15 protein-coding genes are annotated in these 13,548 nt (G+C 42.4%); 7 read left to right on the forward strand and 8 right to left on the reverse strand.

The annotated features are described in order from the left end of the window. Nucleotides 1–8: 8 nt before the first annotated feature. Together QNM16_RS01590 and QNM16_RS01595 are read right to left on the reverse strand one after the other, a co-directional pair. Nucleotides 9–203 (reverse strand): CVNH domain-containing protein, encoded by a 195-nt coding sequence (locus QNM16_RS01590; protein WP_284018849.1) that lies wholly within the window; start codon nt 201–203, stop codon nt 9–11. Nucleotides 204–342: 139 nt separating this feature from the next. Next, on the reverse strand, nt 343–816 hold the full coding sequence (locus tag QNM16_RS01595) for a SixA phosphatase family protein (RefSeq protein ID WP_284018850.1): 474 nt from the start codon (nt 814–816) through the stop codon (nt 343–345). Between the two features lie 249 nt (nt 817–1,065). Between QNM16_RS01595 and QNM16_RS01600 the strand changes: the two genes are divergently transcribed. The 6 genes from QNM16_RS01600 to QNM16_RS01625 all read left to right on the forward strand — a co-directional run bounded on the left by QNM16_RS01600 (nt 1,066) and on the right by QNM16_RS01625 (nt 8,281). Beyond that, nucleotides 1,066–2,325: an efflux RND transporter periplasmic adaptor subunit gene (locus tag QNM16_RS01600; RefSeq protein WP_284018851.1), complete on the forward strand. Its 1,260-nt coding sequence runs from the start codon at nt 1,066–1,068 to the stop codon at nt 2,323–2,325. An 18-nt stretch (nt 2,326–2,343) separates the two neighbouring features. Next, complete coding sequence (locus QNM16_RS01605) at nt 2,344–3,066, forward strand: ABC transporter ATP-binding protein (protein WP_284018852.1); 723 nt, start codon at nt 2,344–2,346, stop codon at nt 3,064–3,066. A 1-nt stretch (nt 3,067) separates the two neighbouring features. Continuing rightward, on the forward strand, nt 3,068–4,381 hold the full coding sequence (locus QNM16_RS01610; RefSeq protein ID WP_284018853.1) for an ABC transporter permease: 1,314 nt from the start codon (nt 3,068–3,070) through the stop codon (nt 4,379–4,381). 12 nt (nt 4,382–4,393) lie between these two features. After that, complete coding sequence (locus tag QNM16_RS01615) at nt 4,394–5,596, forward strand: ABC transporter permease (RefSeq protein ID WP_284018854.1); 1,203 nt, start codon at nt 4,394–4,396, stop codon at nt 5,594–5,596. A 61-nt stretch (nt 5,597–5,657) separates the two neighbouring features. Further along, nucleotides 5,658–6,989 (forward strand): sigma-54-dependent transcriptional regulator, encoded by a 1,332-nt coding sequence (locus QNM16_RS01620; protein ID WP_284018855.1) that lies wholly within the window; start codon nt 5,658–5,660, stop codon nt 6,987–6,989. Then, entirely contained in the window at nt 6,989–8,281 is a 1,293-nt protein-coding gene (locus tag QNM16_RS01625; protein ID WP_417709482.1) for a sensor histidine kinase, read from the forward strand. Before QNM16_RS01620 ends, QNM16_RS01625 begins: the two co-directional genes overlap by 1 nt. Here the strand turns inward: QNM16_RS01625 and QNM16_RS01630 are convergent. From QNM16_RS01630 to QNM16_RS01645, 4 genes are all read right to left on the reverse strand, one after another. After that, complete coding sequence (locus tag QNM16_RS01630; RefSeq protein WP_063362636.1) at nt 8,278–8,601, reverse strand: hypothetical protein; 324 nt, start codon at nt 8,599–8,601, stop codon at nt 8,278–8,280. The genes QNM16_RS01625 and QNM16_RS01630 overlap by 4 nt on opposite strands. A 178-nt stretch (nt 8,602–8,779) precedes the next feature. Beyond that, nucleotides 8,780–9,424: a 2OG-Fe(II) oxygenase gene (locus QNM16_RS01635; RefSeq protein ID WP_284018857.1), complete on the reverse strand. Its 645-nt coding sequence runs from the start codon at nt 9,422–9,424 to the stop codon at nt 8,780–8,782. 74 nt (nt 9,425–9,498) lie between these two features. Next, the gene (locus tag QNM16_RS01640) at nt 9,499–10,200 is read right to left on the reverse strand and encodes a CTP synthase C-terminal region-related (seleno)protein (RefSeq protein WP_284018858.1); all 702 of its coding nucleotides are present in this window, start codon (nt 10,198–10,200) and stop codon (nt 9,499–9,501) included. Between the two features lie 133 nt (nt 10,201–10,333). Further along, entirely contained in the window at nt 10,334–10,810 is a 477-nt protein-coding gene (locus QNM16_RS01645; RefSeq protein ID WP_284018859.1) for a low molecular weight protein-tyrosine-phosphatase, read from the reverse strand. A 266-nt stretch (nt 10,811–11,076) separates the two neighbouring features. Between QNM16_RS01645 and QNM16_RS01650 the strand changes: the two genes are divergently transcribed. Beyond that, a complete protein-coding gene (locus QNM16_RS01650; protein WP_284018860.1) occupies nt 11,077–11,940 on the forward strand; it encodes a serine hydrolase domain-containing protein in 864 nt (287 codons plus the stop codon). 52 nt (nt 11,941–11,992) lie between these two features. Here the strand turns inward: QNM16_RS01650 and QNM16_RS01655 are convergent, their stop codons facing one another. Together QNM16_RS01655 and QNM16_RS01660 are read right to left on the reverse strand one after the other, a co-directional pair. After that, a complete protein-coding gene (locus QNM16_RS01655; protein ID WP_284018861.1) occupies nt 11,993–12,733 on the reverse strand; it encodes a carboxymuconolactone decarboxylase family protein in 741 nt (246 codons plus the stop codon). Between the two features lie 12 nt (nt 12,734–12,745). Continuing rightward, the gene (locus QNM16_RS01660; protein ID WP_284018862.1) at nt 12,746–13,519 is read right to left on the reverse strand and encodes an SDR family NAD(P)-dependent oxidoreductase; all 774 of its coding nucleotides are present in this window, start codon (nt 13,517–13,519) and stop codon (nt 12,746–12,748) included. Nucleotides 13,520–13,548: the final 29 nt, after the last annotated feature.

Raw genomic sequence — 13,548 nt, forward strand, 5'->3', positions numbered from 1 at the left:
AGGGAATACTACTTTCTATCTGGTGCCCATGTGAGCTTGCCATTGATATTTGCGATATCATACTTGAGTTTGCTTTCAACCCAGCTACCATCTTCTTTTTGACACAATGCAATGATATAGCAATCTTCCTCGCCGGGAATGCCCTCAAAATGGATATTACGGCAGCTCGATTTATAAGATCCCGGGGGTGAAATGAACGACATATCTCAAGTACTCCATTTATCTTTATATAACGACACCATTAAGTTAACTTAATGGCGCCACAACGTGATGTGAGGATTATATTGAGATTGTGCCTGTATAAACATTACACACTATTACACGGCAACAGAGTGTGGGGTGCTACTGATCTGAACTATTGATTGTTAGCTTCGCGGCTTCTTCTTCAAAAGTAACGACAAAGACTTTGTCAAATTCGTCTTCAGCAATACTCACATCTCTATCTGTAAGTAGCTTTATAAGCTCAGGAGTCGTATTACTATGACCTGCGACAACAATGGTGCCAGTCTGTTTTTTCAGCATATGAGCAAATGCCTCAAGGTTACCAGCATCATACAATGAAATATGTGTATCAATGAGATCTGCCAGTGGGGCGAGTGTTGCTTTAGTGCGATTGTAATTGGTTGAATAAAGTTTCGCGGGCTCATAAGGCAGCATCATTTGGGCAATGATTTGAGCACGTTTAATTCCCTGCTGAGTTAAACTCGGATCGACACCTTTTTGTTTTTCGGCATGGCGAACCAGTATGATATTTTCCGGCATCGCGATGCTTGAAAAGCTCAGCAAAAAAGCGATTATTATAAAAAGAGTACGCATCGGGCTTCCTGTCAGTTTTTCTATCTACTACTATATCTTGTTCTCGTTATAACTGCACCTTTAGTAGCTTATATCTATTGCTGCGCCATAAATTTATCGTATTACATCAACCTGTCCGCTGCGGACACATTTTCTGTCCGCGGACGCTTTTAAATAACAATAAAAATAAAAAGCGTCTAATATTCAGTGGTTTAATTTTGGCATGTTATTGGTATCACTTGGCCCACTAGGATAAAGCGAGAGGCTAAGATGATTAAAGATACCAGTGGACAGGATCAATATGTGCCAGAGCGCAGAGCATTTTTTCAGCGCAAGTCAGTGTGGGGTGGTGCGATATTAATAGTGCTCCTATTAACATTTTTGTGGGTATTTATGTCGCCACAAGCGCAGCGTTCTGTAGACAAAGGACTGCTTGATATTGCAATTGTTGAAGTCGGTAAATTAACTCGGGAAATTGGTGCCCATGGGCGAATAGTTGCAGCACATGCACCAACTGTATATAGCCCAGAAGTCGGCGTGACGACTTTACATGTCAGCGCTGGTGATAACGTTAAAGTGGGGCAGCTTGTTGCACACATACACAGTCCTGAATTGAGCAGTGAACTAAAACAGCAAGAGTCTGAACTATCACGTCTTGAAAGTGAGTGGCAGAGGCAGCAACTAGAAGCGCGTCGTCAAGCGCTGACACTTGAGAAGTCTCTTGATTTGGCAAAAGTGTCCCTTGAAGCTGCTGAACGTGAAAACCGCCGTGCTCAGCTGTCAATTCAATCTAGCTTAATTAGCCAGATTGACTTAGAGCAAGCGCAAGACGATTACGCAAAAGCAAAAGTTAACTTCTCACATGCGCAAAAAGAAGCGGAAATAGGCAGCGATACACTCAAGTTTGAACTTGCTGCCGCAAAGAGCCGTTTTGAGAGACAAGCGCTGGTGGTAGAGGAAATAAAACGACGCGTCAACAATTTACAAGTACGCGCAACGGTGGATGGCATCGTAGGTAATTTGCTGGTGCAAAATAAAGCCGCAGTTAGCCAAAACCAATCATTGATGACGTTAGTTGACCTGTCCGCTTATGAAGCCGAACTGAGAGTACCAGAAAGTTATGCCAATGAGCTGGGGCTAGAAATGGCCGTGCTGATGCGAGTTGGGGCAACAGAGTTTGTTGGTCAACTGAGTGCTATCTCGCCTGAAGTGAGCGACCGTGAAGTCACCGCAAGAGTTAAGTTCACCAATCAAGATATTACAGGCATTCGCCAAAACCAGCGTGTGCATGCCCGTATTCAATTAGAAAATAAAGAAAACGTACTGAAAGTCAGGCGTGGCCCATTTTTAAATAATGGTGGCTATTTCGCTTATCGATTGCGCGACAATTTTGCTCAAAAGGTCGAAATATCAACAGGTTCAAGCAGTTTAAAAGACATTGAGATCATCACTGGTCTACAAGAAGGTGACGAAATCATCATCTCTGGCTATGATGCGTTCAGCAATGCTGACTCAGTGCTAATTAGATAAAAATAAAGGAAACATATCATGCTACACATGCAAAATATTGGAAAGTTATACCAAACTGAAATGGTTCAAACACAGGCACTGAGAGAGTTTAATTTAACCGTTGAAGAAGGCGAGTTTATTGCAGTTACTGGGCCATCAGGCTCTGGTAAAACAACGTTTTTGAATATTGCTGGTCTCTTAGAGCCTTACTCATCAGGTCAATATACCTTAGATGGCATTGATATTGGTAAACTCAATGATAATCAACGCTCTGATTTACGTAATCAGAAAATAGGGTTTATTTTTCAGGGTTTTAATCTAATTCCCGATCTGGATTTATTTGAAAACATTGAAGTGCCTCTGCGCTATCGCGGCATTAAAGCCAAAGAGCGCAAAAAGCGTGTTGAACAATGCCTTGAGCAAGTGGGTTTAGCAGGTCGAGCGCGTCATTTACCTCAGCAGCTCTCTGGTGGGCAACAGCAGCGTGTAGCAATTGCACGAGCATTGGCAGGAGAGCCGCGTTTTTTACTAGCCGATGAACCAACTGGTAATCTTGATAGCTTAATGGCAAGACAAGTCATGACATTGCTTGAAGAATTAAATCAATCCGGTACCACCATTGTGATGGTGACGCACGACCAAGAGCTTGCTAGAAGAACACCGCGGAATATTCAGATTGTAGACGGGCAGGTTGCTGATTTTACACTTTATCAAGGTGGGCATGCGGCGCGCGAGACAGTCAACAAAACGGTAGGGGCTTGATATGTTGCTACACTATTGCGATCTGGCTTGGCGAAATATTAAGCAAACGCCGTTTGTCAGCATGTTGATGATTATTGCTATTGGCATTGGTATCGGCGTGACTATGACGACACTCTCCGTTTATCACATGATGAGTGCAGACCCTATTGCACACAAAAGTGACAAATTACACGCTGTACAATTGCAAGTACTAGATGACGGTTATACATGGCGGACAGAAGATGACGTGCCTTTGCAATTAACTTATCCGGATGCCAAATATTTACTCGAAAACTCACCGCTGGAAAAACGGGTTGCGATGCTCAAGTCCGGCGCTGCTGTGCACATTGACAGACCTGATAGTGTGCCCTTTATAGAGGGGTTACGGGTAACCAGTCGCCACTTTTTTGAATTGTTTGATGTGCCTTTTTTGCACGGTAATGTATGGAGTGAGTCTCAAAGTAAGCAAGCAGCACTGGTTGTTGTAATAAGTGAAGGTCTAGCAAATAAGCTGTTTGGAAAAACAGATGTGCTTGGGGAGTCAATATATTTAGGTGAGCGCCTCCATGAAGTGGTTGGCGTAACCAAAACTTGGCTGCCCACAGTTAAGTTCTACGATGTAAATAATGATCCTTTTGAAGCGTCGGAACAGGTATTTGTGCCTTTTACTCATATCGAGGCGTACAAGTTACCCAGCTGGGGCAACACCAATGGCTGGAAAAGTGAAGATATTAACTCATTTGAGGACTTTTTAAACTCAGAAACCGTTTGGTTGCAATTTTGGGTTGAGTTTGATTCAGAGTCGCAAAAGCGTATGTATGGGCAGTTTGTCTTGGATTATATGACAGAGCAGCAAAAGCTTGGTCGATTCAATAGAAAGGAGCTTGATTACAATCTCAAAACGGTACCACAGTGGCTGAAATATAACTATGTAGTCAGCTCAGACAATAAAATCCTTGTCGGTTTGAGCTTTATGTTTTTGGCTGTGTGCGTTGCAAATATTTTAGGTTTGTTGCTGGCAAAATTTATGAAACGGGCACCGGATGCTGGGGTTAGACGTGCACTTGGTGCCAGTAAAACACAGATATTTAGTCAGCATTTAGTTGAAGTCGCATTACTTGGGCTGCTTGGATCAATTGTGGGGGTGTTGCTGGCCCAAGTTGGCCTAGCTGGTATTCGAGGAACTATGAGTGGGTATGATTTAATCGCGATAATGGATTGGAAAATGCTGCTGATTGCTCCAGTTATTTCCATCTTAGCTTGCTTAATTGCAGGGTTATTTCCAGCTTGGGTGGTGTGTAAAACCTCACCTGCAACACATCTAAAAGTACAGTAAAGGAGTGCGAATATGTCAGAAATTAAACCGATATTAAGTGCATTAAAGCGCTCTAAAACGGGGGCGATATTGCTGGTATTGCAAATCGCGATCACGCTTGCACTGGTCAGTAATGCGATGTCGATTGTGTTCGATAGATTGGACAAGATGACTCAGCAAACGGGTTATGATGAGCAAAGTATTATTTCATACCTTGTTGTGACGTATGATAAACGCATTGATAAGGCAAAGCAGTTTGATGAAGATATTCAAAAATTAAAAGAATTACCGGGTGTGATAGAGGCGTTGGCGGTGAGTTCGGTGCCTTTGACTCGAAGCGGTGGGAGTTGGATGCTCAGCACAGATCCTGATGACCTTAAAGGTAAGTCTGTAGATTCGGGGTACCTATATGGAAACCATACCTTGGTTGGTGCTCTGGGACTTAAGGTAACTGAGGGGCGTGACTTTACCGAAAACGATGTTGTGTATGATAGAAAAAAAGAGTATCCAACTGTTGCTATTGTAAGTAGAGCTGTGGCCAATGCGTTATTTGGGGAAGGCAAGGGTTTAAACGAAACCATATATAGTGGCAACAATGCGGCTAAGGTTATCGGTATTATTGATACCATAAAAAGTCAGTGGCCTAAATCTAATATTGCCGACAATTTGGTGCTCTTACCATTGCAAGACAGCACGGCATATCAGAAGTTTGTTGTTAAGACAACAGAGCACCAACGTGCAGAAGTCATGAACAAGATTGAACCTCTGCTATTGGAATTAAGTCGTGGACGCGTTGTCATGGATGTTAAAGCACTGGATAAATCAAAAGCCGATACCTATGCCAGTGATAGGTTGATGATCAAGATGCTTATCTCGATAGTGGTCTTTTTAGGGATCATAACGGCACTCGGTATTTTTGGCCTAACACATTTTAATATTAGTAAGCGCACCAAACAGATAGGCACAAGGCGTGCTCTAGGCGCTCGAAAATCAACCATCTTCAAGCATTTTTTATTGGAGAATATGGTGGTGACTTCGCTTGGTATGCTGATAGGTGTAATTGGGGCATTGTTACTTGGACGAAAGTTAATGGGGGTTTATGATGTGCCACCTCTCGAGAATATGTCTATTTTATTAACTGCAATTTCGATGATAGTGATGAGCTTAATTGCTGTGCTTGTACCAGCTCAGCGTGCGGCGAACATTTCGCCTAGTGTCGCGACACGCAGTATTTAGAGTAAAGACGGAGCGATATTATGTTACACTCATTGGGGTGTAACATAATAAAAATAAGCACATGGATAAAATACTGATCATTGATGATAATGCTGCGGTTTTGCAGTCATTGTCACTACTTTTTGAATTACATGACTATCAAGTTGCGCTTGCTTCATCTCCTTTTGAAGCAGAGCAAATTGTGCGTTACCAGCGCATTGATTTAGCCATTCAAGACATGAACTTTTCTGCGGATACGACTTCAGGTGAAGAAGGCAAAGCGCTGTTTTATCAACTTCGCGCTATCAATCCTAATTTGCCCATTATTCTATTAACTGCGTGGACAGAGCTAGAGATGGCCATTTCCTTAGTTAAGGCAGGCGCTGCTGACTATCTTGCAAAGCCTTGGAATGACGAAAAGCTGTTGATAAGCGTTGCTAACCTCATCGCACTTGGAAAAGCTAATCAAGATAGTCAACAGCTGCACCGTCAAGAGCAAGAGCGCTCAGACTTTAACGCAGATGCGCAACTATGCGGCTTAATTTATAAAAGCGTTGCGATGCAGCGTGCTGTTGAAATGGCACTGCAAGTGGCCAAGTCGGATGTATCGGTGCTTATTACGGGCGCAAATGGCAGTGGTAAAGAAAAGGTAGCCGAAATAATTCAGGCAAACTCTCGACTAGTCAATCAGCCTTTTATTCGCGTAAACGCAGGGGCTTTACCTGATAGCCTGATTGAAGCTGAATTATTTGGCGCAGAAGCGGGCGCTTATACGGGAGCGAATAAGCAGCGCATAGGTCGATTTGAAGCGGCCGATGGCGGTACGTTATTCCTAGATGAGATTGGTAACTTACCGCTCTCAGGTCAAATGAAACTGCTTCGTGTGCTGCAAACCGGCGAGTTTGAGCGACTAGGTTCGGTTGAAACACGCAAAGTAAATGTACGTGTTATATCGGCAACCAATGCGCAATTATTGAATGATATTGCCGCTGGGCGTTTTCGTGAAGATTTATATTATCGCTTAAATGTGATTGAAATTAATTTACCAAATTTAAAGCAAAGAACCGATGACATCATTCCCTTGGTGCAGCATTTTTTACCACAGAGGGCATTGTCATTGGGTGCAGAAAAAGCGCTTTGTGCGCACAGCTGGCCGGGTAATGTGAGAGAACTTGAAAATGCCTGTAAGCGCGCAGGCGTATTAAAGCCGCAAGGCGAGTTAGATGCCGCAGATTTTGGGCTTACTCAAGTTCAGACACAGACTACGCAGATACATAATCACGAGCCTTCAAAGCAAGAATTGCAGCAGGCAATGCATCAATGCGAAGGGGTGATAGCCAAGGTAGCGAGACAGTTTGGTATGAGTCGCCAAGCTTTATACCGGCGTTTGCAAAAGCACGGAATCGACTATTAATGGAAAATACCCAAAAGGCGTTAACTAAAAAAGCCTGTATCGCCATTGCTATAAGCACGCTATTGGCGAGCTTACCCGTGGCATTTTTTGTTTCTTGGTCAATGTGGTTTTTGACTGCTGTGTCTAGCTGGATACTTACCTGTGTATTGTTACGTTTATTTTTTAGCTCATTCTTGCAAGCACTCGATGCACTTCAGATTGGCCTTTTGAACTTTAAAGACGGTGACTTTTCAAATCAATTAGCTTACCAGTCAAAAGACAGCTTTGGGGACTTGTGTCACTTATATAATGAAACCGCGAAGCAATTACGAAACGAAAAACAGTGGCTCTATCAACGAGAGATGATGTTGGACAAAATGCTGCAAAGTGCACCGCAAGCGCTGCTCTTAGTGGATGAAAATGAGACAGTGGTGTTTGCTAATCCTAGCGCTCAAAAGCTAATGGCGAGCTCAATAGCATTAGAGGGGAAGTCGATTAAAAGTCTTTGTCCAGAGACCCCGAGAGAGATCATTGATGCGATAGAGCAGGGGACTGATGGGTTAGTGAGTGTGGCCCCTTCATCTGGAGAGGAGCAAATGTGGCACAGCACAGTGGGTAAGCTTTTATTAAATAATCAGCCCCATAATTTATTTATTTTTAAGCAGCTAACAAAAGAGTTAAACCGCCAAGAAGTGGCGGTTTGGAAAAAGGTCATACGTGTTATCAGTCATGAGTTGAATAACTCTTTGGGACCAATTTCATCCATGCTGCACAGTGGTAAAATTATTGCCAATAAGCTCGATGAAGCGCGACTCAATCGTGTGTTCAGCACTATTGATGAACGCATTGAGCACTTATGTGAGTTTATTCAAGGCTATGGCACATTTGCTAAGTTGCCTGCGCCACAGATAAATCCTGTTGTACTGGCCCCTTTATTGGAAGCACTGCAAATGCAGTGGCCCTGTACGGTGTCGTTTGATGTTGAGCTGATTGCAGCAGATAAAGGGCAACTAGAGCAGCTACTGATTAACTTATTAAAAAATGCCCATGAGTCTGGGAGTGATATTGACGCGATAGCACTGAGTGTCAATTCAGCCCAAGAAGGCATTAAAATTACCATATCAGATAGAGGCCCAGGCATGAGTGAAGCTGTGTTGACCAATGCACTGCTGCCGTTTTATTCAACCAAGTCCAGTGGAACGGGGCTGGGATTGGCGTTATGCAGAGAAATTACCGATGCGCATAACGGCCAGATCTTTATCCGCAATAGAGCAAAAGGCGGACTCAAAGTTGAGGTTGTTTTTCCCTATTAAGATTGTGTACTTTTCTCAAGATTAGTTGCATCTAATGTTTCACATCCTCTACTTTGCTCAAGCCAAGAGAGTGTGTTTTGAGTCATAACAACTGTACCAGAAACCACAAGACTCGCAGCGGAGACGATGCCAGCACCGGCCATCACCATGGCACACGCTCTACCTGAGCAATTACCAAGCGAAGCCATTTGTTCTGTGCTTAAAACATGTTTGCGTTTAGTAATATGGCATTGCTCATCATAATATTGCACCTCCTTTGATACGAATATACAGCCTGACAATAAACTCAACATCAGAATGGGCAGTAGCAATTTATACATGGTGTTTTCCTTAATTTTTTTGTCAAGATATCTGTATTAGCTGACATTTAAAAGTTAAATATTGTAATGAAACGTAGGAGCATGGAATATGGCTAGTTAGTGTAAAAATATAGTGTACAGAGATAGTGGTTACTATCTTTGCACACGATAAGAAGGTAGTTTTTTTACTTATAACGTATTAACGTGGAGGGTCGATATGCGCTGCGGTACTGGCATTAATTCTAAACCAGCCTGCAATTGAGTATCTGGATTTATTGGCTGCCAATACTTCATGAGGGAATTCGTCACTTAAAAAAGTTACTAGTGTGCCTTGCTTTGGCAAAACACGGCACAGTTCTTTGTCATGATTTTCAGCTTGATAAATGACTAGCTCGCCACCGTCTTCAGTGCGCCAGTCTTCATTAAGATAAAAGACCGTTGTGAGAACTCGGTTAGCTTTGCCTTTAAATGCATCGAGATGCTTTTTATAAAAGGCACCTTGCTGGTAGTGAGCAAAGTGACTTTCATAGCTGAATAGGCCCATGAATAAACGGCGGTTTAAGTAGCTTTTTAATTCATCCATCGCATCAAGGTAGCCGGTCTCTTGAGTATTGCCTCTATCAAGCCAACGAATTTTATCTCGTCTGATCTGGGCATTTTTTTCGTGGTCACTTTGACGGCCAATCCCTGCAGTTTGAAAAGTATCTTTCTCTAAACTTGCAATGCGTTCGTTGAGCGTTTGAATAATTTTTGGGTCAACGGCATTTTCGATGATGCTTAAGCCGCTTGAGCGCAAATCATCAGCTATTTGCGCATATATGTTTTCAATATCAAAGTCAGACAATTCACACCTCCAGTTAATGAGGTGGCTTTTTACCTAATCAAGTTCAAAAAGGCAAGCGTATCTTACCATAAGGCTTATAAACCTTGATTTTGCGCACAGGCATTAACAAATGCAGCAATAAGAGGAGAGCGTTTATCACTCAATGCTGCACGTTCCGGTTGGAAAAGTGTGGCAATAAAAAATGGGTGTATTGTTAATTCTACAGCACGAATTTCAGTTGTATCGTCGTCTGCTGATGCAACTAAAGGACCTTGAAGTAGGGCTTCACGAAAAGCTGTATTTAAACCGTAGCGACAGCGATACCCTTCATGAATACTTGGTGTGCCATAAATACTTGCCAATTGACTGTGCTCAAATAGATTGATTTGCTCAGTTGTTTCGACTAATGCGCAGCTCAGTGGCGAGATGACTTGCCTGCTCGCATCTGGCTCCGACTCACCATGTGCAGCATCCGACCAACCGATGACATTTCTTGCGTATTCGACAACCACGTGTTGAAAACCTCCGCATGTACCAAGGAATGGCAGTAAGTTTTCTCTTGCATAACGTATAGCCATCAGTGCGCCATCTGGATCGGCATATGGAGTTTTAGGAACGCACCAAATGCCATCAAATTGCGATAGTTCTGTGTCTTTAACCTGATTAGTACCAAGCCAAGTGGCTGTTACTTTGAGCTTGAGGTCTTCAGCGGCGATATCTAAAGAGAGTGGGATACCTTGATGAGCAGGTACAGAAGGGTCAAAATCTCCAATTAACACGATGGATAGTTCTTTCATCTCTTTTCCTTAAGCTTGGGCTTATTTTTGGTATTTTTATTTTTGTGTATAGGCAAAATCATCCAGTTTTGCCTACTGATATTTTGGGTAATACAGTTTATTAGTTGTAAAGTTGTTAGATATGTAGTCAGTATTATGATCTTAATAAACGCTGCACTATGCGCTCGCTGGCAGTTTCGACCAAATCTAGAACCAACTCGAATCCATCACCTTGGCCATAGTAAGGGTCGGGCACTTCTTGTTGTTCGGCGTCTGCATACTCTAAAAATAAATGGAGCTTGTTTGCATGTTCAGAGGGGCAAACGGCTTTTAAATCTGATAAGTTTTGTTTATCGGCACACAAGATAAGATCGAATGCTGCAAAGTCGTCTTGCGTGATTTGTCTTGAGCGAATATTGGCAAAACAGTAACCACGCTTTTCACCAGCTTGCACACTGCGTCTATCTGGCGTATTACCTTGGTGATAATTAATGGTACCAGCAGAGTCAATTTCAAGGTTGAGGCTATGTTCATCTGCTTTGGTTTTTAAAACGGCTTCCATTGTTGGAGAGCGGCAAATATTTCCCATACAAATAACTAGGATATTTTGAACTTTACTATGCGTGGTCATGGTATTCGCCTATCAATATTGAGCTATCACTTTAAATAGACTAATAAACTAACATTCTCAACTGAGCAATAAAAGCGTGTGTGAGATAAATTCATTATGATACTAAATATTTAATATAATTATGTATTTGTATTAAATTCTTGCGTGTTGATGGTTGGTTTTTATGTTTTTACCCTTGCGTAAAACTAAATCTGGCACACTTAATTTATTTGTCTTAAAAAAGTCATACATAATAATAGGCTGTTTATGAATAGAGAAAAGCTTGGATGATTTACTGCGTTGTAGATGAAAACGGGTCTGCCATGGAACGCGGAGCTGGCATGGTGCCTTGGTGGAGTTTTACTAAAAGTGTCATTGCCACATTAGTGATGCGTTTAACTGCGACTGGGCAAATAAGGTTGGATGATTTTTATCCTGATAAGCCTTTCACATATAAGCAATTATTGAATCATAGTTCTGGCTTGGGAGATTACTCTTTTTTGCCTGAGTATCATCGTGCAGTTGCTAATAATGATAAGCCTTGGCCGATAGATCTGCTGTTAGAAAAAGTTGATGTGGATGCACTACGGTATTCGCCTGGAGAGAGTTGGTGTTATTCGAATATTGGGTATTTATTGTTACGTCAGCAATTAGAGCGACTTTATGATACTGAGTTTGCAATATTAATTAATGATGTTTTAGTTAAAGAGTTGGGTTTAAGTAGTGCGCACGTCGTAAAAGATAAGCAGGCTTTTGAGTTGCTTGAAGGGAGTGTTGATGGTTACGACCCGAGCTGGTGCTACCATGGTTTGATAGCCGGTACGGTGAAAGATGCGGCATTGTTTTTACATTACTTAATCAATGGAGACATTTTGAGTAATGAAGCGCTAACGCAAATGCAGTCTATGCTGCCATTGAATGTCGATGTGGGCGAGCGTCCTTGGACTCATCCGGCAATTGGGTTGGGGCTAATGTGCAATGATGATAATAGTCTCCATACTGTGGGGCATACAGGAATGGGGCCGGGGAGTGTCATTGCTGTGCATCACTTTAAACAGCAGAGTCCTAAAACCATAGCCGTATTTACACAAGGGCAAGATCAAGCAGAGGTTGAAAATAAAGCTGTGCAGCTTGCTATAAATGGGCTTTAAGTGAGTCACTCAAGTAATATGTGCCGCAGTAAACTAGTGCGACACATGGTTTTTATTCTGCATATGGGTTTTGCTTTTGTGACTCGGTATGTTGTTTAATCGCAAGAGCTAGATTGTAAGCACTTGGCATGCCGGAGTAATATTGGCTGATAGTCGCGATATCATAGAGCGTATTCACGGTTAAACCAACGTGCAATGATGTACCAACATGAAAACTCAATTGTGGCTGGGCATTGCCAAGTGCAGTGAGACAGCTGACTGTCACTAACTGCTTTTCTCTAATTGTAAGTGCTTGGTGGGAAAAAGCATCACCAAATAAAGGGTATGTTGTGGCGACTAGCTGAGGTGCAGCATCTCCAAACGCGGCGTTTATGACTTGATATCCTTTTGGATCAAGCTTTTCATAATATTTTTTCCCCACCGCATGGCGTATATTTAATGTATCTTTTGGCAATTTTATCTGCGCCTTTTGTATTTTCTCCGGTAAACCCTCTTTGATCGCCTCTATTTTTGGAAACCCCACATAACTGGTTAGCTGGGCAAGCAATGAAATTATTTGTTGAGGGGTCAATGTTTTGGTATTTATTGCCTCTTGAATTGTTGTCACAGTGAGTTGCTTTTGATTAGCGCCGATTAATAATGCGATAGAGGCAAGAGACTGCTCTTTTTTTGACAATTGCGTATGTTTAAAGACATCTCGATATGCGCGTTGGCTGATATTATTCATGTTTTGTGCTTGTGCACTGGTTGTCATGAATAGGAAAAAAAGCGTCATTAACAGTGGTTTTGTCATTTGAATATTCCTTTAACGTTGACCTGCAATGGCATAACCGCCATCGACAGTAATGGATTGACCCGTGATGTTTACAGCTGCATCGCTCAGTAAAAATGCGACAGTATTAGCAACGTCCAGACAGGAACCTAAGCAACCTCTGGGGTGCTGGTTTGCAAACTTCTGAAGTACTGTCTCGTCATGATTAAATGCTTTTCGTGTCATTTGAGTATCAATACCCCCAGGGTTGATATTATTGATCCGTATCCCGTATTGACTTAACTCAAGAGCCGCTGGGCGAATAAAAGCGTCTAGCGCGCCTTTACTCGCTGAGTAGCAGGTTGACCCGATCAGCCCACCATTTGCAAGCCAAGAAGAGGTATTGACGATAACGCCACCATTTTGCTGCTCTTTAAAGTAGCGAGCTTGAGCTTGTACAGCGAGCCATATAGATTTGGTATTTGTGGTTAAAGTGCGGTCAAAGTCGGCTTCTGATTGCTCTAGTAACGGAGCGAAATTCCCGATAGTACCTACATTATTAAAAGCACCGTCAAACCGGCCATATTTTGCAACCGTTTGCTCGATTGCTTGGTGGTGTACATTGTGCTGATTAATATCGGCGACGAGATAACTTGCGTCATCCGCATAGGGTTTGATCATCTCTAACGTTTGCAATAGCTCATTTTCACGTCTTGCCAAAATAGTCACTTTGGCACCCAGTTTGGCAAGCAAAACCGCCGTTGCTTGTCCAATGCCTGCGCTTGCGCCAGTAACTAAAAATGCATGTTCTTTAATTCCTTCTAGCATATTTTTACCTATTTGTTTGAAGTTGTATG

Origin of the sequence: Pseudoalteromonas umbrosa (genome assembly GCF_030125375.1) — a bacterium.
Taxonomy (GTDB): Bacteria; Pseudomonadota; Gammaproteobacteria; order Enterobacterales; family Alteromonadaceae; genus Pseudoalteromonas; species Pseudoalteromonas umbrosa.

What these genes read in the sequence shown, in the direction of transcription:
- QNM16_RS01600 (WP_284018851.1), top strand. Translation starts at nt 1,066, where the DNA reads ATGATTAAAGATACCAGTGGACAGGATCAATATGTGCCAGAGCGCAGA.
- QNM16_RS01625 (WP_417709482.1), top strand. Translation starts at nt 6,989, where the DNA reads ATGGAAAATACCCAAAAGGCGTTAACTAAAAAAGCCTGTATCGCCATT.
- QNM16_RS01595 (WP_284018850.1), bottom strand. Translation starts at nt 816, where the DNA reads ATGCGTACTCTTTTTATAATAATCGCTTTTTTGCTGAGCTTTTCAAGC.
- QNM16_RS01630 (WP_063362636.1), bottom strand. Translation starts at nt 8,601, where the DNA reads ATGTATAAATTGCTACTGCCCATTCTGATGTTGAGTTTATTGTCAGGC.
- QNM16_RS01615 (WP_284018854.1), top strand. Translation starts at nt 4,394, where the DNA reads ATGTCAGAAATTAAACCGATATTAAGTGCATTAAAGCGCTCTAAAACG.
- QNM16_RS01605 (WP_284018852.1), top strand. Translation starts at nt 2,344, where the DNA reads ATGCTACACATGCAAAATATTGGAAAGTTATACCAAACTGAAATGGTT.
- QNM16_RS01650 (WP_284018860.1), top strand. Translation starts at nt 11,077, where the DNA reads ATGATTTACTGCGTTGTAGATGAAAACGGGTCTGCCATGGAACGCGGA.
- QNM16_RS01645 (WP_284018859.1), bottom strand. Translation starts at nt 10,810, where the DNA reads ATGACCACGCATAGTAAAGTTCAAAATATCCTAGTTATTTGTATGGGA.
- QNM16_RS01660 (WP_284018862.1), bottom strand. Translation starts at nt 13,519, where the DNA reads ATGCTAGAAGGAATTAAAGAACATGCATTTTTAGTTACTGGCGCAAGC.
- QNM16_RS01590 (WP_284018849.1), bottom strand. Translation starts at nt 203, where the DNA reads ATGTCGTTCATTTCACCCCCGGGATCTTATAAATCGAGCTGCCGTAAT.
- QNM16_RS01655 (WP_284018861.1), bottom strand. Translation starts at nt 12,733, where the DNA reads ATGACAAAACCACTGTTAATGACGCTTTTTTTCCTATTCATGACAACC.
- QNM16_RS01610 (WP_284018853.1), top strand. Translation starts at nt 3,068, where the DNA reads ATGTTGCTACACTATTGCGATCTGGCTTGGCGAAATATTAAGCAAACG.
- QNM16_RS01640 (WP_284018858.1), bottom strand. Translation starts at nt 10,200, where the DNA reads ATGAAAGAACTATCCATCGTGTTAATTGGAGATTTTGACCCTTCTGTA.
- QNM16_RS01620 (WP_284018855.1), top strand. Translation starts at nt 5,658, where the DNA reads ATGGATAAAATACTGATCATTGATGATAATGCTGCGGTTTTGCAGTCA.